Here is a 23681-nt window from a genome sequence, read left to right as displayed (position 1 = left end):
GATGGGACATGTTCAGGTACAAGCAGGTCATAGTCTCCCGGAAGGATCTGAAGCTCAGCAAGGGTAAGTTCGCCGTCCAGGTTGCCCACGGAGCGGTTACCGCTGCACTGAAGGCTCAGAAGGAGAAACCCGAATGGTTCAAAGCGTGGTTCCACGAGGGGCAGAAGAAGGTCGTCGTGAAGGCCGAAAACGAGAGGGAGCTCTTCGAACTGAAGGCTCATGCAGAGAAGCTGGGCATCCCAACGGCGCTCATCAGGGACGCCGGTCTGACGGAGATACCCCCAGGTACGATAACCGTCCTTGCGATCGGTCCGGCCCCGGAGGAGATTGTGGACAAGGTTACCGGCCATCTAAAGCTGGTGTGAGAGATGGATCATCGCGAGTTTTTTTCCCAGTTCAGGTATCTGAGCAAAGAACCCGGCATTGGTGGCAGGATAAAGGTTCAGCCGGAGGATTTCGTGGTCATCGAGGACCCCCTCCCGTCGATCTTTGAGGGGAGGAAGCACGCCATCTTTCTCCTCAGGAAGCGCAACTGGGACACGATGAGCGCGGTGAAGGAGATAGCGAAGCGCGCCGGGATTAGCTACAGGGATGTGAGCTTTGCAGGGACGAAGGACAGGCACGCGGTGACCTACCAGTACATAAGCGTGCCGGCCGGAGCGAGGGAGGCCGTTGAGAACGTCCGGATACGGGACATAGAGCTTCGCTTCGTCTCCTACGGCAGGTTTATCAAACTCGGTCACCTCCTTGGGAATCGGTTCCGAATAATGGTTAGGGACGTCGATGAAAATGCCTTTGAGCGGAGCAGGGAGATAATCCGCGAGCTCCGCGGTATGGGAGGTTTCCCGAACTACTTCGGCTACCAGCGCTTTGGTGAGAGGAGGGTTACCAACCATCTCGTGGGGGGGCTTCTCCTCCGTGGAGACTTCGAGGGTGCCGCGAGACTTTTCCTGGGTGCCCACGGGGGAGGAATGGAGGGCGACGAGGCCAGGAGACACTTCTGGGAGACGGGCGACGTCGAGAAAGCCCTTGAAGAGTTTCCAAACTTCCTGAGGTACGAGCGGACACTCCTCTACCGCTACAAGGAAACGGAGAGCTGGAGAAGGGCCTTCCTCTCGCTGCCCCTCCCAATAATGCGCATCTTCATCCACGCCTATCAGAGCTACCTCTTCAACCTCTACATTTCCAGAAGGATTGAGATCGGTATCCCTCTGAACGAGGCCCTCGTCGGCGATATCGTCGTTCAGGTTAAGGGCGGTATTCCCTACCGCGATAGAACGTACCGCGTCACCGAGACAAACCTCGATTTTGTGAACGAAAAGATACGGCGCGGCGAGGCCATGGTCTCCGGCCCGCTCTTCGGCTTTGCGATGAGGAGGGCCAGGGGACTTCCAGGGAAGCTCGAGGAGGAGATTCTTGAGGATGAGGGCATAACGCTTGAGACCTTCAGAAGGCTCCCGAAGCCGATGGCCGAACCGGGCGGCAGGAGGGAGCTTCTGATACGGCCTCTGGGCCTCACCTACGGTCACATCCCCGGAACAGGCATGTGCTTCCGCTTCTTCCTGCCGAAGGGGGTTTACGCAACCAGCGTCCTGAGGGAGATAATGAAGGACCACTGATGTCCAGCAACCCTTTTATCGGGTTTTCTCAACTTTTTTCGGTGGTGTGAGTGAGGGTGAGGGCAATATCGCTTGACATAGACGGTACCATAACCTATCCCGATAGGCGGCTCAGTGAGAACGCTTTGAGGGCAATACGGCTCGCGGAGAGTCTGGGCCTTCCGGTCATGCTCGTCACCGGCAACTCGGTACCGTTCGCGGAGGCCATGGCCATAATGATAGGCACCAGCGGACCGGTTGTTGCGGAGGACGGGGGCGCGCTGTCCATAAAGGACGGACGGCTGAGGAAGAGAGTTTACCTGACGAAGATGGACGAAGAGTGGATTCTCTGGAGCGAGATAAAGAGGCGCTACCCGGAGGCCGTCATGAGCTTTTCGATGCCGGAGAGAAAGGCCGGGCTTGTGATTATGAGAACGATTCCAGTCGAGGCGGTCAGGGAGATTATAAGGGAGCTCGGACTGAACCTCATCGCGGTGGATTCCGGCTTCGCGATACACGTTAAGAAGCCCTGGATCAACAAGGGTACGGGGATTGAAAAGGCCTGTGAGATACTCGGGATAAGTCCCAGGGAAGTTGCCCACGTCGGGGATGGAGAAAACGACCTGGACGCCTTCCGCGCCGTCGGCTACCGCGTTGCCGTCGGCCAGGCTCCAGAGAGCCTGAAAAAAGCTGCGGACTACGTGACGAAAAGAACCTACGGTGAGGGGGGTGCGGAGGGCATAGTTCACATCCTTAAAGAATTCGGCTACATGGGTGAGGGCGATGATGATCCGTTTGGCGACCCTTGACGACGTTGCCGGAATAGTGAAGCTCCACACCGCCGGAGAAGAACCGGCGGGCAATCTCTACCGGCGCTACTCTATGGGCGGGCCCTGGATGAGTGCCGAGACGCTCGCGATTCACATCAACAACCTCCTGCTGGATAACCAGCTGGTTGCCGTAGCGGAGTTGAACGGAGAAATCGTAGGCGAGATAGAGGTTCTCCTCTCTGAAGAGCCGATTAAAGGGAAGCTTATGCCAATCGCCCACATTGACGTCATCGAGGTTCATCCGGATTACAGAGGCAGGGGTATCGGAAGGGCGCTCATCGAGTTCGTCGAGGAGATTGCCGGGGAAAGAGGGGCCCGGCTTCTCACAGTTCAGCCGGATGACGCTGCCAGGGGCTTCTACGGGAGGCTCGGCTTCAGCGTTGCGCTGTTCTCAGGAACGATCGTGCGGGTCCCCACGGGAGGGGCCGGGAGAACGGAAATCACTGAATTCGGTTGGGAAGACGTTAAAAACCTCGAACTGGTTGCAGGTCGCTTTCAGAGCTCGTACAGCATGTTCTTTTCAGCGTTCAAAGACAATATCGCCGGAATTCACCACACGGTCGAGAGCGGACGGAGCGGGGCCTCGTACTACGCTCTCCGAAACCTCCCGGGCAGAGGCGGCCTGGCACTGCTCTTGTGGGGTAGGCTTGAGGATGTGAGGCCTGTCCTGGAGAGGGCCAAGGTTCTTGGCTGCGAGAGGGTTTTAACGGTTCTTCCCAACGGGGTCGAGAGCTTTGGGGTCCAAAAAGTTAGGGAGGTAGAGATAATCGGAAAATCCCTCACCTGAGAAACTCCCGCACCAGTGCGACCTCCATCGCCGTTCCGAGGTGGAGCACGTCCTCGTCAACGTCGAACCTCGGGTGGTGGTGTGGATAGATTATCCCCTTTTCCTCATTGTAGATTCCAAGCGTCAGGAATGTTCCGGGGACTTTCTGGAGGTAGAAGGCGAAGTCCTCGGCACCCATGGTTGGCTCGACGTCTCCGTGCTTCAGGCCGTACTTTTCGGCCACCTTCCTGGCGAATTCTGTCATGCTCCCATCGTTAACCGTCGGTGGAACGAGCTCCTCGATTGACAGCTCATAGGAAGCCCCGTGTGCCTTTGTGACGCCTTCGAGTATCTCCCCCATGCGCCTCTGAATCAGCTCGCCTATCTCGTGCTTGAAGAACCTTATCGTCCCCTTCATTTCGACTTCCTCTGGAATCACATTGAAGGTAGTTCCGGCGTGTACGGCCGTGATGCTGACGACTCCCGTCTCAATCGGCGAGACGTTTCTGCTCGCTATGGTCTGGAGTGCTAGTATTGTTTCCGCCGCTATCGGAATGGGATCAACGGTCTGGTGCGGCGATGCCCCGTGTCCGCCCTTCCCGATTATCCGTGCCTTGAATATGCCCGCGCCGGCCATGAATGGGCCTTCCGTTATGCCGATGATTCCGCTGGGGAGGTCGTGCCAGACGTGGAGGCCGAACACGGCATCTACGCCCTCTAAGGCTCCCCCTTCGATCATCTTCACCGCTCCGTTGCCGCCCTCCTCGGCCGGCTGGAATATCAGCCTCACCCTGCCGTTGAACTCATCAATGTGCTCCGGGATTATCTTTGCGGTTCCAAGGAGCATGGCCGTGTGTGCGTCGTGTCCGCAGGCGTGCATCTTACCTGGAACGCGGGATTTGTAGGGGACGTCGTTCTCCTCCTGAACGGGCAGGGCATCCATGTCCGCCCTGAGGGCTATTGTCTTCTCACCCTCCCCGATGTCGGCTATTATCCCGGTTCCAACGCGCTTTATCCTGTACCCCCATTCGCGGAGGTGCTCCTCCACAATCCCTGAAGTCCTCTCTTCCTCGTACTTAAGCTCTGGGTGCATGTGGAAGTCCCTTCTCCAGGCTATTATCTCTTTCTCAATCCTCTTTGCCTCTGAAACCGGGTCGAAGCCCATAGTCCTCACCATGGAACATTCTGCGGAGGGGGATATTAGCTTTTCGATGCCCATCTGAAAGAGGACACCGACCGTAAAATTTATAAACCCACCCAGATAGGTGATTACGGCGTCGATGGAAGTGGGCCGGTAGCTCAGCCTGGTATGAGCGCCGCCTTGGCAAGGCGGAGGCCCCGGGTTCAAATCCCGGCCGGTCCACCATTCCTTGGGTTGGGCCCGTGGTCTAGACTGGTTATGACGTCACCCTGACACGGTGAAGGTCCGGGGTTCGAATCCCCGCGGGCCCACCACAACAGCCCTTGCTTCGCAAGCGCTGGCGGAAAGATTGTATGCGATTTTGAAAATGCTTGTTTTTCAGGTGGTTTGCCGTTCAACTGCAAGCTTACAGGGTTTCACTTTCCACAAGGCGTTCGAAGAACGCCAGAATAAAAGTGAAACCTTTTAAAGGGCTGATTTTTGGCGTTAAACCCACGCTTTAGGTGTAATTTTTAAGAGTGCATGTCTGATTTTATCCATTTTTAAACGACAAGGGAACTCTTTTGGTCAAACTTTGCAAAGCAAAGTTTGCTCGCCTTCGCGAAGTTTGATCAAGGTTTGTGGCTCTTTCTTGGAGCTTGCATCTAAAATGTGATTGCCGTTAAATTCAACCTTCGGAGTGTTGGAATCTGCTATAGGATTCCCTTTCGGGAGGAGTTCACTTTTAAACCGACGCCCAAAGGGCGTCAATGGGAATGAACTCTTTTTAACTTGCGAAGTGAGATAGATTCAAGGCGAAAACGCCCCAGTTAAAATAATCACACTCAAACACGTCCAAATTTAAGGAGAGCCACGAACTTTGATGAAACTTTGCTCTGCAAAGTTTCTTTGGTGAAGCTTTTTCCAAAAGCTTCCTTCGCGACGTCGAGCTTTGCTCGACGCAAGGGACGACAGTCCCGCAGAGTTTGATCAAGGTCGGTGATTCTCTGTTGATTGGTTGTGTTTGGAGTGGATTTTTCTTCAAAGAGGATTTGTTTTGAACACGGGAATTCCTTCTAAGGGGCGCGCTTTTCAGGGGGTTCAGGTTTTAGCGCTCCGAAGGAGCGCGGTTTAAGTAAGAACCCACGTGGAAGACTTTCCCTGGTTAATCCCCTTCCCAAGGGTTAAATTGTGTTAAAAATCCCATTCAAAGGAGCTTTGCAGAGGAATCACGAACTTTGATGAAACTTTGCGAAGGCAGAGTTTCTTGGTCAAGCTTTTTCCAAACGCTTGTTTGCCTGCACGACGTCGAGCTTTGCTCGGGTGTGGACTGAGACGATAAGGTTTATAAGACAACATCCCAACCCAACGTGAGGCGAGACCGGTGGGGCGGGAGATAACCGAGGAAAAGCTCCAGAAGTACTTTAGAATCACCGAAGAGGCTTTAAAAACCCTTGAAATAGCCGTCCACGAGAAGAGCCTTCTTAGGGGCGTTGCGGAGGATTTTCTGACGATGGCGAGAAGCTATTTCAACGATGCCAGGTACTACTACGAGAGGGGCGACTACGTGACGGCTTTCGCGGCACTCAACTACGCGCATGGTTTTATCGACGCCGGCGTGAGGCTTGGCGTTTTCAGGGGAGAGGATGACAGACTTTTTGCCTTCGGCTGAGGTGAGAGCCATGGGAGACTACGTCGTCGTTTTGGAGGCACCCATAATCGTGAGGGACGTCGAGACCAGCGAGGACGCGATAAACGTTGCGGTTTCCAAGGTCGCCAAGGCGCTCAATAAGGAGAAGCTCGATTTCGTGAGGGTTGAAATAGGCTACTCCCAGTGCCCCGTCTGCGGGGCCCACTTTGAGAGCGCCTTCGTCATTGGCTCGGTTGGTCTCGTGGGGATGTACCTTACGATTAAGGTGTACAACGCCCAGACCATCGAGCACGCCGAGAGGATAGCCAAGGCCGTCATCGGCAAGGCCCTCAAGAAGGTTCCCCTCAAGGTCTATGAGATAAGGGAGCTGACCGAGGAGGATGAGGGGGACGGCGTGGAGCTTGGGGAATAACTAGAGTTCCCCTGCAATTTCCTCTTCCTCTTCTGGAGCCGTCTCCGCGTACACCCACAGTGCGCCCAGGCTGTTTATCACGTACCGCACCGCTCCGAGGGAGAGCAGGATGAGCAGCGTCAGCGCCCCCATGTAGTATTCGTACTGGAGAATCAGAAAGACGTCCACGATTGAGAGGCCCAGCCCCAGGGTGAAGTAGCCGCCGGGGTTGGCCCTGGCGACGCGCCATATCTCTTCCACGACCCCCACGTTCCTCGTGAAGTAATACGCCGGGACGACGAGTGCGAAGGCCGGTGTGGCTATTATCCCTGCCATGAACGAGCCGAGTGGGCCGAAGATCGCTATGGGAATCGCCAGGAGGATCAGGGCGATCAGAACGAATACGAACGTCAGAAGTTCCGCGGCAACCAGGGCCGGCAAAGATTTCAATCCTGCTTTGATGGATTCAAGGACTCTTTTCTTTCTCCCCCTGGCCAGCTCCACCGCCGCGTCCACAAGGGCGTAGCTGAAGGCTAGCTGGGTCAGAAATACCCACACTGCGAAGATACCCATCAGAGGAAGTTTTTCCCTCATCTCGCTCGATGCACGGAGGTACTTCCAGTAGGTGTCTCGGTAAACCTGCATTCCGCAGCAGCTCACGGTCGTCTCGTTGGGGCGGTAGTAGGTCTCGTCGCATTTCATTCCATGCTCGCCAAAGAAGTCTGGGTTGAAGTTGAAAACCGCGTGGCAGTTTATGGCGTCGTTCTCCTTCTCCATCAGCCTTAGTATCTCCTTTACTCTCCCGTAGCTCTCCATGAACCCGCTCATCAGAGGGAACGGGAGGGCGTAGGTTACGAGCAGGGCCACGATGAGCAGACCCACGAACTTCTTACTTCTGAGCGTCTTGTCGACTTCTATACTGGGAGTCTCCATATTACATCATGTGGTGGTGTGAAGATGGGTCTATTTAAGCCTTTTCATTCCAGCCTCGACAAAGCTTTTAAGCACCCACCAATCAACCAACGACATAACCCCTGGAGGTTTTGCCATGGCAAAGTTCATATTCGTCACGGGTGGTGTTGTTAGCGGTCTTGGGAAGGGTATAACCAGCGCCTCACTGGGAATGCTGATGAAGGCCAGGGGCTTCAGGACGACGAACATCAAAATCGACCCTTACCTCAACTACGACGCCGGAACGATGAACCCCTACCAGCACGGTGAGGTTTTCGTCCTCGACGACGGCGGCGAGGTTGACCTCGACCTCGGCAACTACGAGCGCTTCCTCGACACGAGCCTCAGCTTTGACCACAACATAACCACCGGCAAGGTTTACTCCGCCGTCATTGAGAAGGAGAGAAAGGGCGAGTACCTCGGTGCGACGGTTCAGGTCATACCCCATATCACCAACGAGATAAAGGGCCGCATCAGGCGGCTTGCCAGAGACTACGACGTTGTCGTGGTGGAGATAGGCGGAACCGTCGGCGACATCGAGAGCATGCCCTTCCTCGAGGCGGCGAGGCAGATGCAGATCGAGGAGGGCAGGGAGAACGTTGCCTTCGTCCACGTCACCTACGTGCCGAAGCTCAAGGTTGTTGGAGAGCAGAAAACCAAGCCGACCCAGCACAGCGTCAAGGAGCTCCGCTCCCTTGGAATCCAGCCCGATGCGATAGTGGCCCGCTCGGAGGACCCGCTCGAAGAAAGCGCGAGAATGAAGATAAGCCTCTTCACCAACGTTCCCGACGAGGCTGTGATAAGTGCCTACGACGTTGAGGACACCTACGAGGTACCGCTGATGCTCGAAAAGGAGGGGCTGGCCAGGTACATCACCAAGCGGCTCGGTCTGCCCGAGAGGGAGCCAGACCTCGATGCCTGGAGGGCTATGGTTGAGACATACAAGTCCCTCACCGACACGGTTGAGATAGCCGTCGTCGGCAAGTACGTCAAGCTCTCGGACTCCTACCTGAGCATCAAGGAGGCCCTGAAGCACTCCAGCGTTGCCAACGGCGTCAAGGTCAGGATACGCTGGATAGAAGCCGAGGAGCTTGAAAAGCACGGTGTCAAGCTTTTGGGGGGTGTGGATGGCATAATCGTGCCCGGAGGGTTTGGTGCCCGTGGAACCGAGGGCAAAATGATGGCGGCGCGCTACGCGAGGGAGAACGACATTCCGTTCCTCGGGATTTGCTTTGGCTTCCAGCTCACCGTCGTTGAGTTCGCCAGGAACGTCCTCGGCCTGAAAGGCGCCCACTCCACCGAGATAGACCCGCAGACACCTCATCCCGTTGTTGACCTCATGCCGGAGCAGAGGGACCTGGACAGGCTCGGAGGTACGATGAGGCTCGGAGCTTACCCCGTCCACATAAAACCCAACACCATGGCCAGGGCCCTTTACGGGAAGGAGATAGTTTACGAGCGCCACAGGCACCGCTGGGAGGTCAATCCGGACTACATAGATGAGTTTGAGAATGCGGGCCTGGTCTTCAGCGGAGTGGCCGGGGACGACGGCAGGAGGATGGAGATACTCGAGCTCCCGGACAGGAGGTACTTCATAGCCACACAGTTCCACCCCGAGTTCAAGTCACGGCCGATGAATCCCGCACCCGTGTTCCGCGGGCTCGTTAATGCCGCAAAAGAGAGGAAATACGAGAGTTAAATCTCAATTCCAAGCTCCATGAGCTCTTCGTCAACTTTTTTCAGTTCTTCCATCTTCTGAATCTCCCTGTAGAATGCAACCCCTCCAACGCACAGGAACTCCAGAAGGAGGGCGTTGAAGGGGGCCTGGAGGAACTGCGAGACGTAGCTGGCAATCCCCGCTGGGAGGATTACCTCCGCCGCAAAGCTCAGAGGCCCCGTGACCATCGTTATCGCTATCACGCCCACCCAGAGGAGCACGCCGAACGCGAGGCTGGAGAGGGCGTTTCCGAAGATCATTCCAAATGCCTCAAAGGCCGCGCTTATCCTTCCCTTATCCGCGTAGAGGGGTATTGCTATGGCCGTAAGGCTGGTTGTGATGGCCAGTACCGCCAGGAGGAGCAGAACCCCGATTAGTATCAGCACCGCGCCCCAGGGGAGGAACATCGCCCCCAGAACCGCGGGTATCAGCGCGACCGCGGCGAGCGAGAGGGCCACGGCCATGAAGATCACCTCTATGATAACAACGCCCGGCAGGTGCTTGAGGCCGTCGATTAGGAGTTCACCCAGGGAATAATCCTTCCCGGACTCGTGGAGGAGAACCCCCTTTGTGATGGCGTACTGGACTATCGAGCCGATGATGGTGCTGATGAGGGTCATCACCGCGAAGGCCTTTCCGAGCTGAGCGAGGTAGTCCAGGAACTCTTCCTCCACGTCCCCGCCGTACTGCTCTATCATCACATCCCCGCTGGTGGTCTGGTTCGGGGTGATTTCAAAGGACGGCTCACTCGGTAGCAGGTAAGCCGCTACAGGTGCGAGGAGGAGTGAGAATATCAGCGCGGGAATGTAGAGTTTCTTGGCCTCCACCATGAGCGAAAAGGTCCTTACGAACGCGTCTATCGCACCCATTCCACCACCCGCTGGAGTAATGGGGAAGGGGCCTTTTAAATTTTTTGAGTCTGCGAGCCAGAAAAGCTTATAAACGAACCCCCGAAAGTGGCGATAGGTTGTAAACGGTGAATATCAATCTCATGAGGTGAGAAGAATGGCTATCTGGCAGGGAAGATCACTCAAGAAGCCTTCGGGCGGAAGGATTATCCTCGCTAGGAAGAAGAGGAAGAGGGAGCTCGGAAGGGAGCCCGCTTTCACCAAGGTCGGCGAGGACAGGGAAAAGAAGAAGATAATCAGGACCTACGGCGGAAACAGGAAGGTCAGGCTCATTGAGGCCCTCTACGCCAACGTCTTCGACGGCGGAAAGGGCAAGAAGGTCAAGATACTCAACGTCGTTGAGAACCCGGCCAACAGGCAGTACGTCAGGAGAAACATAATCACCAAGGGCGCTATCGTCGAGACCGAGGCCGGCAGGGCCATAGTTACCAGCAGGCCCGGCCAGGACGGCGTCGTCAACGCCGTTCTCATCAAGGAGGAGAGCGCCTGAATTCTTTTCTCCTTTTAAGTGCTATCGTTAAGTACCGTTAACCCTGAAAACTTTACGCTGCCGTTAACTTTTCTGGCTTTACAGTTGTTAACGATGAACCATCTCGTACCTTCTCTGGGCACCTCTGCCTATGGCTCTTGCAAGGCCCAGGGCTTCGAGCTTTTCAAGCCTCTTTAACACGGCGGGCTTTGAGAGGCCGACGTACTCCGCTATCTCACTGCTCCTCCTTGGGACAGTCAGGAACTCCAAGATTTTTCTGTCAGTATCATCCAAAAGCTCGCCAGTTTTCTTCTTGAAGACCACTTCAAAGCGGTTTGCACTGCTCTTAAACTCTACTTCCACGAGGCCGTGCTTCCTGCATTCCTCACGGATTAGTCTTAGGCCGTAGCCGTACTTTTCGATGTAGCCCGCATCGTACATAAGTCCGCAGAGGTTCGGGTTCCTAGGCACGTGTTCGGGGTCTTCGAGATCCACTCCCGGCATCAGGCCCCCGGGATTTCTTATTACAAGCCTATCGGGATGAATGAAAATCCTGACGTCCGCGGGGATTGCGTAGTTCCTGTGGGCGAAGGCGTTTATTATCGCCTCCCTAACGGCCCTTATGGGATACTCGGGCAGTTTGGTTCTCTTCGTTCCCACCACCACTTCTATCGTGCTGAACTGGGAAAGGAGCTCCGCGTACATCCCATCTATAACCTTCCATATCGGCCCCTGGAACTCCCTGCTCCACACAGGTCTCTCTCCGTCCATTCTGACAATCCTGCCCCCTGCGTGCGGTATGAACTCCTCGACATCGGTGAAAAACAGGACTCCTGCATTCGTCAGCTTGTCCCCTTTAATCGCCTTTGCACTCCTTAGGTAGCGGCTCCAGTCTTCCTTTGGGATACGTCTGCCCCTTGCCTTCTCCACCGCCGAGAAAAACCACTCAACGTATTCTTCCTTCATCTTCGGGAGTTCGGTCGCTGGAAACTCATCCCAAGTAACCGCTCCCAGCTCGGAGGAGAGCATGAGAATCTCCTGGATTGAAAGGGGCCTTATCCCAGAGCCTATCCTGATGTAGGCAACTCCACCGATGGAGCAGAGGTTCCGGGACTTTGGAACCTCTATGACAAGAACGTTTCTGCCACCAAGCTCAAGCGCGTGGGTTTTTACCTGCAGAGGATGGGTGACGTTCTGGAGTGAGGAGGATATCGTTTCCCTGGCCTTTTTGATGTCACATCCCAAAACATTGCCCTCGTCGCTTACACCTATCAGAATGTAGCCCCCGTCGGCGTTTGCCATGGCGCATATCTCTCTGGCGATTTCAGGCGTTGCCCTGCGTTTGAACTCTATCCTCTCGTTCTCTCCTTGGCGAATGAGTGCCAGAAGTTCGTTCACGTCCATGATTACCGTTAAGTACCGTTAACCCTAAAAACTTTATGCTACCGTTAACTTCTCTGGCTTTGCGAGGGTTAACGAAGATAAAAGAAGCGCGGTCAGAGCTCAAGCTCTTCCCGGTACTTTCTCAGCTCCTTCTCCATTATCCTCTTCGCCTGCTCCTCGACCATCGGTTTGACCAGCTCGATGACGCGTCTCTTCAGCTCATCCAGACCTTCACCGTTGAGCGCCGAGATTCTGAGCGGTTCAAGGCCCTTGGCCCTGACGAACTCTTCAACGGCCTTAATCTCCTCCTCGTCGGCTATGTCCACCTTGTTGAGGACTACGATGAAGGGGAACTCCCCGAACTCGCTGTAAATTTCCTCGAACAGGTGGGTCTGCTCTTCAATCGGATAACCGCAGTACTCGCTGGGGTCGAAGATGTAGACGATGACCTTTCCGAGGTGCTTGAGCGCCAGGATGGCCTGTCTCTCCACCTCGTTCCTCTCGCTCAGAGGTCTGTCGAGCAGCCCGGGCGTGTCTATGACCTGGTATTTCAGGTAGTGCTCCTCGAACTGGCCGACGTTTATGCCCCTCGTCGTGAAGGGGTAGCTGGCAACCTCGGGTCTGGCGTTCGTCAGCACCCTGAGGAGCGTGCTCTTGCCGACGTTGGGATGACCTGCTATCACGACCGTCGGAAGGTTGAGATCAACGACCGGGAGGTCTTTGAGGACGTTTCTGGCCTGGTTGAGGTACTCAAGGTCGTCGGCGATGTCCCTGATGACGTCGGCGACGCGGCCGTAGAACTGCCTGCGGAGCCTTGACATCTCGTCCGGGTCGCGCGAGTATCGTATCTTCTCGGCGTAGCGCTGCTCAAGGTTCCGTATCGTCTTTATTGCCCAGTTGACGTGGGCCAGGGAGCGGTGGAACTGGTCGCGGTCAACGAGCGTATCAACCAGCTCCCTGTAGAACGGGGGAAGTTCCGAGACCCCGGGAGTTCTGTCCAGCAGTTTCCTCAGGTTGTCGCGGATGACGTTGGAGACCGTTCTGATTCTCAGCTCCTCCCTCTGCCTGGCCTTGGCCCTGGGGCCGCCCTTGGGGGTGAGGGCTGAGGCGGCTTTCTCCGCCCTCCTGAAGGCCTTATCAATAATCTCGTCAGCGGTAAGCACCGTCGGCATCTTTTCAAAGGGGTTCTTCATCTCTCTCACCTCTCCTCTTCTCTTTTCTCTCGCGGTGCTTAGCTTTTCGGCCGGGTATTTAAAGGTTCGCTAAAGCTCGATGACCCTGCCGACGTGGAGGGGTTCAATCCTCTCGCCCAGCCCCGCCTTCAGGAATGCGTACTCGTCCAGCCCCGTGCAGTGGCCGGCGTAGAGCCTTTCGGCGTCGATTTTCTCGACGACTTCATTTAGAAGCTCTTTTTTGGCGCCCCTCAGGTGAAGTCCCCCTATCAACGCCCTGACCGGCTTTCCAAGAACGTCCTCCGCGTGCCACGCTATGTTCAGAACCCCAGAGTGGCCGCAGCCGGTGACGACGGCGACCCCGTCTCCCAAGTCGATGATCAGGGCGATATCATCGGGGACCGGGTCTCTGATGAGGCGGCCGTTCTCCTCAACGTAGCCAACGGCCCTGTCCCACGTGCGCCGCGGTATTTCCCCGGAACTCCAGAGTCCCGGCGCAAACTCGAAGGGCTCTTCTTTTAGGATGAACTCGGCCCCGAGCCCCTCAAGCTCCCACCTGTCAAAGGGGATTCCTATATCCCTCCTGTGGGGTTTCAGTGCCACCCTGCGCCGGAAGATTCCTGGGTGGGCTATTACCCTCACCGGCTCCTCCCGCGCATTTAAAAACGCCTTCAGTCCGCCCGTATGGTCGTAGTGCCCGTGGGTTATAAAGACGAAGTCTATTTTCCCTGGGTCAATTCCAAGCTCGGCCATGTTGCCGAGAAGCACCTCCCCGTCGGTTCCTGTGTCGATGAGCACCCTTCTGTCTCTGTGCTCCAGGAGGGCGGAGAATCCGTGCCCGCCCAGGGGGCCCTTCACGAACCCGGCATGGTTCTCGTAGATCACGGTCAGCCTCATCCGAATCCCTCGAAAAGTTTATGTTTTAGGCCGTTTAAATTCTTCTGTGGTTGCCATGATATCGCCCGTGGACTACGTTGCACCGCTGATTTCCGGGATGATAATCGCGCTTGGCTCCTGGCTCCCGGTCGGTCCGGAGGGTCACTCTGTCACGGCTCTCCTGGGGGCTGTTGTACCCTCATACGGGGATTATCTCGTTCCCTCCTATCTGGGTGTGACGTTTGCTGTCCTGTTCTATTTTAGGGAGCTGATAGCGCTCGGCTCCCACAATGCGATTAAAAGACGTCTTGATTCGGACACGATGTACTTTATCTACGCCTCCGCCTTCACCCTGCTGGTGGGGTACCCCGTCCTGAGGACGGTTTCCGACGCAGTGGGTCCCGGTGCCTCCGACCTGGTAAACGCGATCGCCGGCCTGGGGATGATTCTGGTGGGTCTCCTGGCCGGTACGCGCGTTCGGGCGCCCCTTGAAGGGATCGAAAGCAGCATCCGGGAGAAAAAGGACGAGGCCACCCTGGTGGATGCGGTGATCTCCGGACTGGCCCAGGGCGTCGCCCTAATCGGAGGACTCTCAAGGAGCGGCTTTGTCCTCCTCGGCCTTGTGAGCACCGGTATGGACGTAAAGCGGGCCCTTGAGCTGAGCTTCCTGGTGGCACCCGCCTACCTGGTCCTGAAGCTCGCTTTCATAGGAGGATGGGATCCGGAGCTTCCCGTTGCGCTGCTCTTCACCGCGTTCCTGGCGGCGTTCGTGGTGAGCTTTGTAACGATGAAGCTTCTCCTCAAACTTGCCGGCGCGGTGGGCAGGCGGGCGTTCCTCGTGTCCTTCGGTTTAATCGCAATCGCGGTTTACCTGATGGGGGTGGTCATGTGAAGGCGGTTGTTCTTGCCGCGGGGAAGGGTGAACGGCTCCGGCCGCTGACGGATGATAGGCCGAAGGTCATACTCAAGGTGGCCAACAGGCCTATAATCGGGTACGTTCTTGAGAACCTCGACCCTTTCGTGGATGAGTTCATCATCGTTGTTCGCTACGAGAAGGAGAAGCTGATTAAGGCCCTAGGCGATGAGTTCAACGGCAAACCGATAACCTACGTCGAGCAGCTGCCCGGTGAGGGGACTGCCAAGGCAATAGAGTCTGCCCGGAAGCACATCGGGGAAGAGGAGTTCATAGTGGCCAACGGTGACATTTACTTCGAGATCGAGGGTGTAAAGGATTTGATAGGGGCCTTCAGGAGGGAAAAGGCCGACGCGGCCCTTCTAGTTAAAGAGTTCGATGACCTCAGCCACTTTGGCAAGATTGAGGTCGAAGGGAGCCTCGTTTCCGGGGTGAAGGAGAAACCCGGGAAGGTTTCAGGCTACGCCAACCTCGGCGTTTACATATTCAAGCCCGAGGTCTTCGAGTTCATTGGGAAGACCCCCGTGAGCAAGCGCGGCGAGTACGAGATAACGGACACCCTCAACCTCATGATAGGGGCGGGCAGAAGGGTGGCATACGCGGTTTACTCCGGCTACTGGAACGACATAGGTAGGCCCTGGAACCTCCTTGAGCTCAATGAATACCTCCTGAAGAACAGGCTGAGGCACGAAATACGGGGTATAGTCGAGGCGGGGGCCACGATAGTCCCGCCGGTTGAGATTGGGGAGGGCACCGTCGTTCGGAGCGGGGCGTACATCGTGGGTCCGGTTAAGATAGGAAGGAACTCCAGAATTGGGCCCAACTGCTTCATACGGCCTGCCACCAGCATAGGAGACGGCTGTCACGTGGGCAACGCGGTGGAGGTCAAGAACTCCATAATAATGGACGGCAGCAATGCACCCCACCTCAACTACGTCGGCGACTCAATAATCGGGGAGAACACCAACCTGGGCGCGGGGACGATAACAGCGAACCTCAGACACGACAGGGGCAACGTGAAGGTTGAGGTTAAGGGCAAGCTCGAGGACAGCGGCAGGCACAAGCTCGGTGCGATAATCGGTCACAACGTCAAGGTGGGCATAAACGTCAGCATCTACCCCGGCAGAAAGATAGGGAGTAACTCTTTTATCGGGCCGGGTGTTATAGTTGATAGAAATGTGCCACAGGGGCACATTGTCACCGTGAAGCAGGAGAAAACGGTGATGACGAGATGAACGGTGAGTCTTTCGTTCCCTACCTCAACTTTATTTCGAGGTGGGTTCTTTTCGTGGCCGTTTTTTATAAGGCATACAGGACCCGGGAAAAGGGATGGGCCCTCTTAACGACAGCGTTTTTCATAGATGCCCTCGACGTTGAGAGTTACATCCTTGAACCTTTGGGAATTATACTGCACCCGGATGCCTACGCAATCGCCTCCAAGATTCCGAACTTCATCATTGCGTTTCTGTTGATGTGGGGAGCGGTTCATTTGAAATACGGGGAAAGCCGGCTTAAGCACGTGGTTTACATCTCCCTGTTCTCAGTGATCTCTTACATATGGCTCCTCCTGCTGGCCACGGATGTCTTCAACAATCCAACAACGCGGGCCATCCTACCGTCGCTTGCCTTCGGTGGGGGGCTCATCTACGTTGGCAACGTCCTGAGAAAATACGTTGTATCCCACCACTGGGTCGAGATGATGTTCCCGTGGGGATTGATACTTCTCGGGGCACTCAACTTGACCTACCCGGTGACTAGGTTCATCGAGTGGTTCGCACCGATTGGCTTTTTTATGGGAGCGGTGTTCAGATTAATGGCCGCTACCGGCGCAACGAAATTTGTGTTCTACCCGCTGACTCCAGTGATGCCCCCCGCCGACGTGAAAATACCTCCCGGGGCGTACCTGTTCCCGACACGGGAGGAAGTGGTTCACAGGTTTGGAAACGTGTGGGATAAACCGGGCGTCATACTCATAACCCGTGAGGACGTGGGGATGCTGAAAGAGAACATCCACCCCAACACGCTGGTGTTCTGGATAACCCGCGCGAAGGAAGGCAAGCTGGAGGAATCACCGACAATCTACGCCATGGGTCCGACGAAGATAGATATCCTGACCGATCTTATAACCCGTGCCATTGGCCAGGGGTACGGTTTGATCTATATCGATGCCCTTGAGTACCTGATGCTCGAGAACGGATTCGAGAACGCCGTTAAATTTCTGCTCAACGTCAAGGATCGGGTAGTCAGCGCTGGGGGCACGATCATACTGGTGGCCAACCTCAAGACCCTGGAGCCGCGCCAGAGAAGGATACTGGAGAGGGAATTCAGCCACTGACCTCCTCCCCGTCCTGAAGGGCGAGGCTTTCAAAAGAAAAATGTAACTCCAGTTAATGGCTTCCAAAAAGACAAATGAAAAATTGGGGAGATCACCCCAGCCCAAGTTTTTCTATGAACCTCTTGTAGTAATGGGTGTCCTTCTCCAGCTCGGCCTTCTGGAGGAGCTGTCTCTCTATGGCCCTCAGCGCATCGTGGACTGCCTGTAGGGCTCCCCAGGTCTCGCCGGTTGCCACGAAGACGCCCCTGTCAGTCACAACCCTCATTCTGGCCTGGTAGAGGTGCACTCCCCTGAACTTCTCGTTGAAGCGCTTAATTTGAATGTATATTATGCCCTCCTGGCCGAGTAAATCCTCGTATCCATCGACGAAGCGCCTGACGCCCTCGATTATCCTCTCCTTTGTGAAGTCGCTGAGTGCCGAGGCATCGCCCCCGAGCTGGAGGTAGAATCTAGCCTCTTTCTCCGTTATCTTCGAGATGAGCAGGAGAAGGTCCTTTACTGTGAGGATTCCGAGGACCTTGTTGTTCTCGTTGACGACAATGAGCCCGTCTATGTTGTTGTCCCTCAGGATTGCAACGGCTTCCCTGACCTCAGCGTCCGGGAGGACGGTTATGACGCCCCTTATCATGACGTCCCTAAGAGGCATGGTGAAGGGCGGTATCCTCTCACCGACGAACTCACCAGACTTGGGCCTGAAGCGGGGCTTGATGAAGCGGATTATGAGGTCGTGGAGCGTGACGAGACCCTCAAGCTTTCCCTCCTCGTCAACTATCGGAATCCTCGATATGGCGTGGTCGCGCATCGTCGCTAAGGCCTTGGCGATGCTGTCGTCCGGCTTTAAGGTTATGACATCCTTGGTCATTAACTCCTCGACCTTCTTCTTGCCGAAGTCGCCCTCGGCGACCCTTTCGAGAACGACTATATCGTTTATAACACCGATGATTTCAGCCTTGCTCTCCCCGACGGGAAGGGAGCGGAGATCAACCTCCATCATGAGCTTGGCGGCCTTGCTGATGTCTTCATCCGGCTTGATAACCGGTGCGGTTTTGTACACATCCTTAACCTTGGCCTTGGTTGGGTCCCACTTGAGGTGGGAGCGTATAATAAGGTCCTGTGTCAGGACTCCCTTGTACAGGTTTTCGTCGAAGACCAGAATAAGGTCGGGGTCTTCCTTCTCAAAAATTCCGATCGCCTCAGAAAGCGGGGCGGCGATGTCGATTTTCTGGAACCTGTCGGTCATAACTTCCTGCACAAGAATACCGACCATGCTGTCACCTCCTTCATAATATACTAGGGCGCCGTTCAATTTAAACCTTTTCAACGGGATTTTAGTAACTTTAAATTAATAAATTTTTCGCGGAAAGATTTATAAAACTCCACCATGAACTCTCAACCGCGCCGGGGTAGCCTAGCCTGGGAAGGCGCTGGACTCGAGATCCAGTGGGCTCTGCCCACCAGGGTTCAAATCCCTGCCCCGGCGCCATACGAACTTTGCACAGGCAAAGTTTGGTCAGAGTTCGCATCCCCCTAAAACTGCCGAGCCCGATGGGGGTCCTTTAACTTCCCTTCTTCTCCTGTCTCGCTCAGGCTATAGCGTCCTGCGGGCGCTGTGAATGTGAGACATCCCTGCAGAACTACCTTACTCAACCCGCAGTCAGTGTCCGATAAATAGGAAAATGAGATGCTGACTTCGGCTATTTTCGATGTCTTGTCCTTTAGGGTGAAGGAATAAACCTGCCGCAAAATTGGATAGAAAAGGCCTTAGGTCATGATGTATGCCCCGTCCTTCTCCACGATGACCGTGTGCTCGAACTGGGCGACCGTGCCGCCCCTGACCTCACGCAGTATCGGGTAGCTGTAAACGGCCCCGACCCTGTCGAGCTGGGCGAGGGCGAGCTTGAGCTGTCCCTCCGGCATGAAGTCCTGCAGCCAGCGGTAGGCGAAGGGCAGGGTGCTGTACTCCCTCTTGATGTGCATGAGGAGCCTCCTTGCATGGGCCATTCTGACGGGCCTATCGCGCACGTACATGAAGATGAGCGCCGGCGGCACCTCTATGACCTGGCCGGCACCGGTGGTCGCGAAGGGCTCTATCGCTATGACATCCCCCTCCTTGAGCTCGTAGCTATCGGCCGGGCGGTATATGTTGGGTATGCTGATGCCGGCGTGGAGCTTGTAGCGCTGTATCTTGTGGCCGCTTAGATTGACTATCGGGTTGAATCCTTTCCCGCGTATGGTGTCCTCTATGGCCTTCCCCAGCTCGTTTATCTTGGTACCTGCCCTGATCGTGGAGATGGCGTTCTCGAGGGCCTCCCTGGCGGCCGCCATCAGCTCGTCCTCTTCCATCCCGACGCGGTAGGTCACGGCGGTGTCGGCTATGTATCCATCGACGTGGACCCCAAGGTCGAGCTTGAGGTAGTCACCCTCCCTGAGGACGGTTTCGTCGCCCTTGTATGGTGTGTAGTGGGCCGCAATCTCGTTTATTGAAAGGTTGCACGGGAACGCCGGTTTTCCGCCAAGCTCAACTATGCGCCTTTCAACGAACTCGGCGATGTCATAGAGCTTTGCTCCCGGCTTTATGAGTTCGGCAACTTCCTTCTTGACCTGTCTGGCTATCTCGCCGGCCTTTATCAGTGCCTCCCTTTCGTCCACTTTTTATCACCATAAATGGGGGAGCACCGTGCCCCTTAAACCTTTCCACGGGAAAACCTTTTATTTGGTGCAAACCCTAACCCTACGGTGGGCCTATGCTGGAACTCGGCAAGCACATCAACATCTCGGACGATCTGTTCGTGGTGAAGAACCTCATCGGCTCAATCCTTCAGGGCGTGGGTATTGCCTACCTCATCCCGGTGCTGCTGGCATGGTTCTATCCAGAGGAGATTAACTACGTCATCTACTTTGCCCTCCCGGGCACGTTCTGTGTGCTCTTCGGTGCCTGGCTGGCGAGGCACATGGGTAAAATTGAGGACGTCAACCTCCGGCAGGCAATGGTTTCGGCCGCGTTCACCTGGCTTTTTGCCTCCGCCATAAGCGTCGTACCCTTCATGGCCATAGCCAAGATGTCGTTCATCGACTCCTACTTCGAAAGCATGAGCGCGTGGACAGGTACGGGTCTCACCATGATGACCAATCTGGAGAGCTATCCCCATATCCTCCTCTTCTGGCGTGCCTGGATGCAGTGGCTCGGTGGAATCGGTATAGTTCTCGTTGCCCTTACCGTCCTCATACGTCCGGGGGTGGCTGCTGCGAGGCTTTACCGGGCCGAAGCCAGGAGCGAGAGAATCCTTCCCAACCTAGTTAACACATCCAAGGTCATCTTCCAGATATATTCCGTCCTGACCGTTGTGGGCGTTTACCTGTACTACATCAACGGCATGCCCCTCTTCGATGCGGTTACCCACTCCATGACCGGCCTGGGGACGGGTGGTATGAGCACCCACGACCTCAGCATCGGCTACTTCAACAGCACGTCCATCGAGGCGGTCACGATATTCCTGATGATAATGGGTGCCGTCAACTTCACGGTCCATTACAGGATGTTCGTCAGCAAGCACCTGAAGCCCTTCTTTGAGGACATCCAGGTCAGGTACATGTTCATTTTCCTCATCCCCGCGGTGGCGATAACTGCTTACAGCCTCATCCAGGTGGGCGATAATGTGGGCGATTCCCTCCGCCAGGCGGTTTTTCACTCCGTCTCTGCAATAACATGCACAGGCTTTGGCATAGCGGATCTCAGCAGGTACCCCGAGCTCGGCAAGTTCATAATCGGAATCCTCATGGTCATAGGCGGTGGGGCTGGAAGCACTGCGGGAGGTATAAAGCTCATCCGCGTCACGCTGATGTACGAGAGTCTCAAATGGACGATTCAACAGGCCATACTCCCCAGGGGAGCCATTATAAAGCGCAAGGTCGGCAGCTATCTGTTCACCGAGGAGGATATTCAGGAGGTCATGAGCTTCACGATAACCTACATCGCCCTGCTCCTCTTCGGAACCGTTTACACAATGCTTCGCATGGGAACCAGCCTCGTGGATTCCTTCTTCGAGGTGGCCTCCGCCCAGGGCAATGTTGGGCTGAGCGTGGGGATAACCTCAACCTACATGCCCGTCGATATGAAGGTGCTCCTCATCCTCCACATGTGGATAGGGAGGCTCGAGATATTCTCCACCTTGGTCTTCATTATAAGCACGTTCTTCCTCGTTCCGAGGGTGGTGAGGGGCAGATGAACGTAATCAGTGTTGAGGACCTTCGCTTCAGGTACCGTCGGGCGGAGAGGTATTCCCTGAAGGACGTCAGCTTCACGGTAAAGCGGGGGGAGCTCCTCGGGATAATCGGCCCGAGCGGGAGCGGAAAGTCCACCCTCTGCCTCACCCTCAACGGAATAATCCCAAACTCGATAAAGGGGGAGTTCGAGGGCGATGTGGTTATTACCGACCCAAGGACAGGGGAGGAGTACAACACGAAGGAAACTCCCGTCCCAACGCTTTCCGCGGTCGTCGGTCTCGTCCTCCAGAACCCCGAGAGCCAGCTCTTCAACATGACCGTGGAGGAGGAGATAGCCTTCGGTCTGGAAAACCTGGGGCTTGAGCGGAATGAGATACTCAGAAGGCTGCGGTGGGCTCTCGAGGTCACCGGCCTGAGGGGTCTTGAGGGGGAGTTCCCGCCGAACCTGAGCGGCGGTCAGCAGCAGAGGCTCGCTATAGCGGCGGTTCTTGCGATGGATCCGTCAATAATAGTCCTCGACGAGCCGACGAGCCAGCTTGACCCCGTGGGAAGGAGGGAGGTTCTGGGCCTTGTGTCGCTTCTCAACAGGGAGCACGGTATAACCGTCGTCCTCGTGGAGCATCATACTGACTACATTCTCCGCTACGCCGACAGGGTTATAGTCATGGATCGTGGTGAGATAGTCCTTCAGGGGACCCCCGAGGAGGTCGCGGAGGAGGCGGATACCCTCAGAAAGCTCGGGGTGAAGCTTCCGCCGGCCCTTGAGGTTTCCCACGAGCTGAAGAAAAGGGGCGTGCTCGGTGAGACGGTTCTCACTCCTGAGGCTTTCCTTCGCCTGATAGGACGCTCATCAGATTGACGGAGGTGCCTTCGAGCGTGTGCTTTAAGTCGTAGAGCTTCATGTTCACTTCAAACCTCGCGTGGGGGTCGTTTATCTTCTCCGCCACCTTAAACGCTACCTCCAGTATCTTCTTGGCGTCTTCCCTGTTTCTATCTGCCTCTATCAGGGCTATGGAGTAAAGCGCCATGGCTTTGTGGAATGGGTGTGTTATGTGCTTTAGAACCCGCGTTGCCTTTTCCAGGTCCCCTTCCCGGTACAGCTTTTCTGCCAGCTGGACCAGAACAACGTCGAGCTTTTCTGGATCCTTGACGAGATTCATCGCGTAGCCCGCTTTGTCAAGGAGGCCATGATTCACGAGCCCGAGTATTATCTCCTTTAGTATGTTCGTGCTGTTTATTGCGAGGTCTATGGCAGCTTTGAGTGTCATGTCCCCGCTGAAATCATCGTTGATTTTGTAAAACGCGATGGCAATGTCCGCCATTAAAACCGCACGGTGCAGGGGGTTAAGTATAGTGTTCACCAGGAGGGTCATCTCCTTAATCCTGGATCTGACCTCGGCCTCGTTCGGGGGGATAGCTCCTGACTTATTTCCAGTGAGATTGCCTGTTGAGAGGATTTCTCTGAGCACCATTCTCAGGGCCAGGAAAAGATTGTGCTCCTTGCTTATATCACGGAGAAGGAGTATGGCGTGGTCTATATTGCCCTCCTTTAAAGAATCCTCGATTTCATCAAGTATCTCCAGGTCTGATTTTTTATTCTCCTTACCCCCAAGGGACTTGAAGAACTCGTCGAGTTTGCTTCTACTCATCCTTTCCCCCCGAGCAACAATTCCAGGTAGGATCTTCTCTCGAGTTTGGTTACCCCTATCGAATTGAGTATACCCCGAAGTCTCTTTACGGCGGGTTCTATCTCCTCCTCGCTCTCCACAAGGGTCTCCACTTCCACGAACTTGCCGAGTCCTTCCACATTGTCCAGGGTGATTACTATCCCCTTGTCGTAGTAGTACTTCTCCCGCACTTTTACAACGGTCATGACCTCGTGGAAACCCAGGGAGTTCAGTATCTGTTCATGCTCGTCGGGGTCGGTTATTGGCACCTCTATCTCCCGGCGGGTTTTTGATTCTTGGTCAAGTTTGGGTCCTTTGTACGTCAAGAACGCCTCAAAATGTCCATTAAATTTTTTCACCCGTATCCTCAGTGCCTCATCCGTTTCGCTGAAGTCCCGGCAGGGGTGCGAGAAATACGTGTCCTCCTGATACTCCCGCCTCATGAGCTTGAACTTCTCCCGGACATGGTCGAAAATGTCATCGTTGGCGTACCCCTTCAGCTCAACTTCTATCATCGCGGTGCCTCCGTTGCCGGATGTTTCTGAATCGTTGTTGCATTATCAATATCAAAGTTAACCCCGGACAAAATAAACTTTTTCCTTGGAACGCTTTGGGAACATTGTATAAATTCCAAAGAGTTAGAAGTACCGGAAAAATTAGAAAAGGCCCCTGATCACGCGGGAAGCGGTTATCATGCCCTCAGCGTTTGT

At 55.3% G+C, this 23681-nt stretch carries 23 protein-coding genes and 3 tRNA genes; 16 read left to right on the top strand and 10 right to left on the bottom strand.

Annotated elements, in window-relative coordinates; translation table 11 throughout:
* Positions 1–8: 8 nt before the first annotated feature.
* Genes pth2 through FPV09_RS04460 form a run of 4 tightly spaced genes read left to right on the top strand, consistent with a single transcriptional unit; the run spans position 9 to position 3215 of the window.
* Positions 9–365 carry a peptidyl-tRNA hydrolase Pth2 gene (gene pth2 / locus FPV09_RS04475; protein ID WP_058939228.1) on the top strand — a complete coding sequence of 119 codons (357 nt, stop codon included), beginning with the start codon at positions 9–11 and terminating at the stop codon, positions 363–365.
* Positions 366–368: 3 nt separating this feature from the next.
* On the top strand, positions 369–1619 hold the full coding sequence (gene truD, locus FPV09_RS04470; RefSeq protein WP_148882522.1) for a tRNA pseudouridine(13) synthase TruD: 1251 nt from the start codon (positions 369–371) through the stop codon (positions 1617–1619).
* A gap of 50 nt (positions 1620–1669) precedes the next feature.
* Positions 1670–2407, top strand: coding sequence for a phosphoglycolate phosphatase (locus tag FPV09_RS04465; RefSeq protein ID WP_148882521.1), 738 nt, complete (start codon positions 1670–1672; stop codon positions 2405–2407).
* On the top strand, positions 2382–3215 hold the full coding sequence (locus FPV09_RS04460) for a GNAT family N-acetyltransferase (RefSeq protein WP_148882520.1): 834 nt from the start codon (positions 2382–2384) through the stop codon (positions 3213–3215). Before FPV09_RS04465 ends, FPV09_RS04460 begins: the two co-directional genes overlap by 26 nt.
* On the opposite strand, the gene FPV09_RS04455 is transcribed toward FPV09_RS04460, so the two are convergent.
* Entirely contained in the window at positions 3208–4359 is a 1152-nt protein-coding gene (locus FPV09_RS04455; RefSeq protein WP_148883683.1) for a M20 metallopeptidase family protein, read from the bottom strand. The two genes, FPV09_RS04460 and FPV09_RS04455, sit on opposite strands and share 8 nt — an antisense overlap.
* A 123-nt stretch (positions 4360–4482) precedes the next feature.
* Between FPV09_RS04455 and FPV09_RS04450 the strand changes: the two genes are divergently transcribed.
* The 4 genes from FPV09_RS04450 to FPV09_RS04435 all read left to right on the top strand — a co-directional run bounded on the left by FPV09_RS04450 (position 4483) and on the right by FPV09_RS04435 (position 6377).
* Positions 4483–4560, top strand: a tRNA-Ala gene (locus tag FPV09_RS04450).
* Between the two features lie 11 nt (positions 4561–4571).
* A tRNA-Val gene (locus FPV09_RS04445) sits at positions 4572–4649 on the top strand.
* Positions 4650–5698: 1049 nt separating this feature from the next.
* A complete protein-coding gene (locus tag FPV09_RS04440) occupies positions 5699–5986 on the top strand; it encodes a DUF357 domain-containing protein (RefSeq protein ID WP_058939223.1) in 288 nt (95 codons plus the stop codon).
* Between the two features lie 10 nt (positions 5987–5996).
* Positions 5997–6377, top strand: coding sequence for a DUF555 domain-containing protein (locus FPV09_RS04435; protein ID WP_014012281.1), 381 nt, complete (start codon positions 5997–5999; stop codon positions 6375–6377).
* Here the strand turns inward: FPV09_RS04435 and FPV09_RS04430 are convergent, their stop codons facing one another.
* Positions 6378–7289: a hypothetical protein gene (locus FPV09_RS04430; RefSeq protein ID WP_148882519.1), complete on the bottom strand. Its 912-nt coding sequence runs from the start codon at positions 7287–7289 to the stop codon at positions 6378–6380. It abuts the gene before it with no gap.
* A gap of 115 nt (positions 7290–7404) precedes the next feature.
* On the opposite strand from FPV09_RS04430, the gene pyrG reads away from it, so the two are divergent.
* Complete coding sequence (gene pyrG / locus FPV09_RS04425) at positions 7405–9006, top strand: glutamine hydrolyzing CTP synthase (RefSeq protein ID WP_148882518.1); 1602 nt, start codon at positions 7405–7407, stop codon at positions 9004–9006.
* Here pyrG and FPV09_RS04420 read toward each other — a convergent pair.
* The gene (locus FPV09_RS04420; RefSeq protein WP_148882517.1) at positions 9003–9893 is read right to left on the bottom strand and encodes a hypothetical protein; all 891 of its coding nucleotides are present in this window, start codon (positions 9891–9893) and stop codon (positions 9003–9005) included. The genes pyrG and FPV09_RS04420 overlap by 4 nt on opposite strands.
* Positions 9894–10029: 136 nt before the next feature.
* Between FPV09_RS04420 and FPV09_RS04415 the strand changes: the two genes are divergently transcribed.
* A complete protein-coding gene (locus FPV09_RS04415; protein WP_014012277.1) occupies positions 10030–10422 on the top strand; it encodes a 30S ribosomal protein S8e in 393 nt (130 codons plus the stop codon).
* A gap of 87 nt (positions 10423–10509) precedes the next feature.
* Here the strand turns inward: FPV09_RS04415 and FPV09_RS04410 are convergent, their stop codons facing one another.
* The 3 genes from FPV09_RS04410 to FPV09_RS04400 all read right to left on the bottom strand — a co-directional run bounded on the left by FPV09_RS04410 (position 10510) and on the right by FPV09_RS04400 (position 13853).
* A complete protein-coding gene (locus FPV09_RS04410) occupies positions 10510–11805 on the bottom strand; it encodes an AlbA family DNA-binding domain-containing protein (RefSeq protein WP_148882516.1) in 1296 nt (431 codons plus the stop codon).
* Positions 11806–11897: 92 nt separating this feature from the next.
* Positions 11898–12977 carry an NOG1 family protein gene (locus FPV09_RS04405; protein WP_148882515.1) on the bottom strand — a complete coding sequence of 360 codons (1080 nt, stop codon included), beginning with the start codon at positions 12975–12977 and terminating at the stop codon, positions 11898–11900.
* A 69-nt stretch (positions 12978–13046) separates the two neighbouring features.
* Positions 13047–13853, bottom strand: coding sequence for an MBL fold metallo-hydrolase (locus FPV09_RS04400; protein ID WP_148882514.1), 807 nt, complete (start codon positions 13851–13853; stop codon positions 13047–13049).
* Between the two features lie 55 nt (positions 13854–13908).
* On the opposite strand from FPV09_RS04400, the gene FPV09_RS04395 reads away from it, so the two are divergent.
* The 3 genes from FPV09_RS04395 to FPV09_RS04385 are packed head-to-tail and all read left to right on the top strand — an operon-like array spanning position 13909 to position 17080.
* Complete coding sequence (locus FPV09_RS04395; RefSeq protein ID WP_148883682.1) at positions 13909–14724, top strand: undecaprenyl-diphosphate phosphatase; 816 nt, start codon at positions 13909–13911, stop codon at positions 14722–14724.
* On the top strand, positions 14721–15980 hold the full coding sequence (gene glmU, locus FPV09_RS04390; RefSeq protein WP_148882513.1) for a bifunctional sugar-1-phosphate nucleotidylyltransferase/acetyltransferase: 1260 nt from the start codon (positions 14721–14723) through the stop codon (positions 15978–15980). The genes FPV09_RS04395 and glmU overlap by 4 nt, the downstream gene beginning before the upstream one ends.
* Positions 15977–17080, top strand: coding sequence for a DUF835 domain-containing protein (locus tag FPV09_RS04385; protein ID WP_148882512.1), 1104 nt, complete (start codon positions 15977–15979; stop codon positions 17078–17080). Before glmU ends, FPV09_RS04385 begins: the two co-directional genes overlap by 4 nt.
* A gap of 91 nt (positions 17081–17171) precedes the next feature.
* Here FPV09_RS04385 and FPV09_RS04380 read toward each other — a convergent pair whose 3' ends face one another.
* Positions 17172–18347, bottom strand: coding sequence for a CBS domain-containing protein (locus FPV09_RS04380; protein ID WP_148882511.1), 1176 nt, complete (start codon positions 18345–18347; stop codon positions 17172–17174).
* Positions 18348–18477: 130 nt separating this feature from the next.
* Here FPV09_RS04380 and FPV09_RS04375 point away from each other — a divergent pair.
* Positions 18478–18563: transfer RNA gene (locus FPV09_RS04375), tRNA-Ser, on the top strand.
* 278 nt (positions 18564–18841) lie between these two features.
* Here the strand turns inward: FPV09_RS04375 and map are convergent.
* The gene (map, locus tag FPV09_RS04370) at positions 18842–19729 is read right to left on the bottom strand and encodes a type II methionyl aminopeptidase (RefSeq protein ID WP_148882510.1); all 888 of its coding nucleotides are present in this window, start codon (positions 19727–19729) and stop codon (positions 18842–18844) included.
* Positions 19730–19824: 95 nt separating this feature from the next.
* On the opposite strand from map, the gene FPV09_RS04365 reads away from it, so the two are divergent.
* Together FPV09_RS04365 and FPV09_RS04360 are read left to right on the top strand one after the other, a co-directional pair.
* A complete protein-coding gene (locus tag FPV09_RS04365; protein ID WP_148882509.1) occupies positions 19825–21306 on the top strand; it encodes a TrkH family potassium uptake protein in 1482 nt (493 codons plus the stop codon).
* On the top strand, positions 21303–22163 hold the full coding sequence (locus tag FPV09_RS04360; RefSeq protein ID WP_148882508.1) for an energy-coupling factor ABC transporter ATP-binding protein: 861 nt from the start codon (positions 21303–21305) through the stop codon (positions 22161–22163). Before FPV09_RS04365 ends, FPV09_RS04360 begins: the two co-directional genes overlap by 4 nt.
* Here the strand turns inward: FPV09_RS04360 and FPV09_RS04355 are convergent.
* Both FPV09_RS04355 and cyaB read right to left on the bottom strand, forming a co-directional pair.
* Positions 22117–22953, bottom strand: a complete 837-nt coding sequence (locus FPV09_RS04355; protein WP_148882507.1) for a hypothetical protein — start codon at positions 22951–22953, stop codon at positions 22117–22119. The genes FPV09_RS04360 and FPV09_RS04355 overlap by 47 nt on opposite strands.
* The gene (gene cyaB / locus FPV09_RS04350) at positions 22950–23486 is read right to left on the bottom strand and encodes a class IV adenylate cyclase (RefSeq protein WP_058939206.1); all 537 of its coding nucleotides are present in this window, start codon (positions 23484–23486) and stop codon (positions 22950–22952) included. Before cyaB ends, FPV09_RS04355 begins: the two co-directional genes overlap by 4 nt.
* Between the last annotated feature and the right edge of the window lie 195 nt (positions 23487–23681).

The organism is Thermococcus aciditolerans (genome assembly GCF_008152015.1).
In the GTDB taxonomy this organism is placed as follows: Archaea; Methanobacteriota_B; Thermococci; order Thermococcales; family Thermococcaceae; genus Thermococcus; species Thermococcus celericrescens.
Note: the sequence above shows the minus strand (reverse complement) of the source record. Positions and strands in the feature narration are given on the sequence as shown.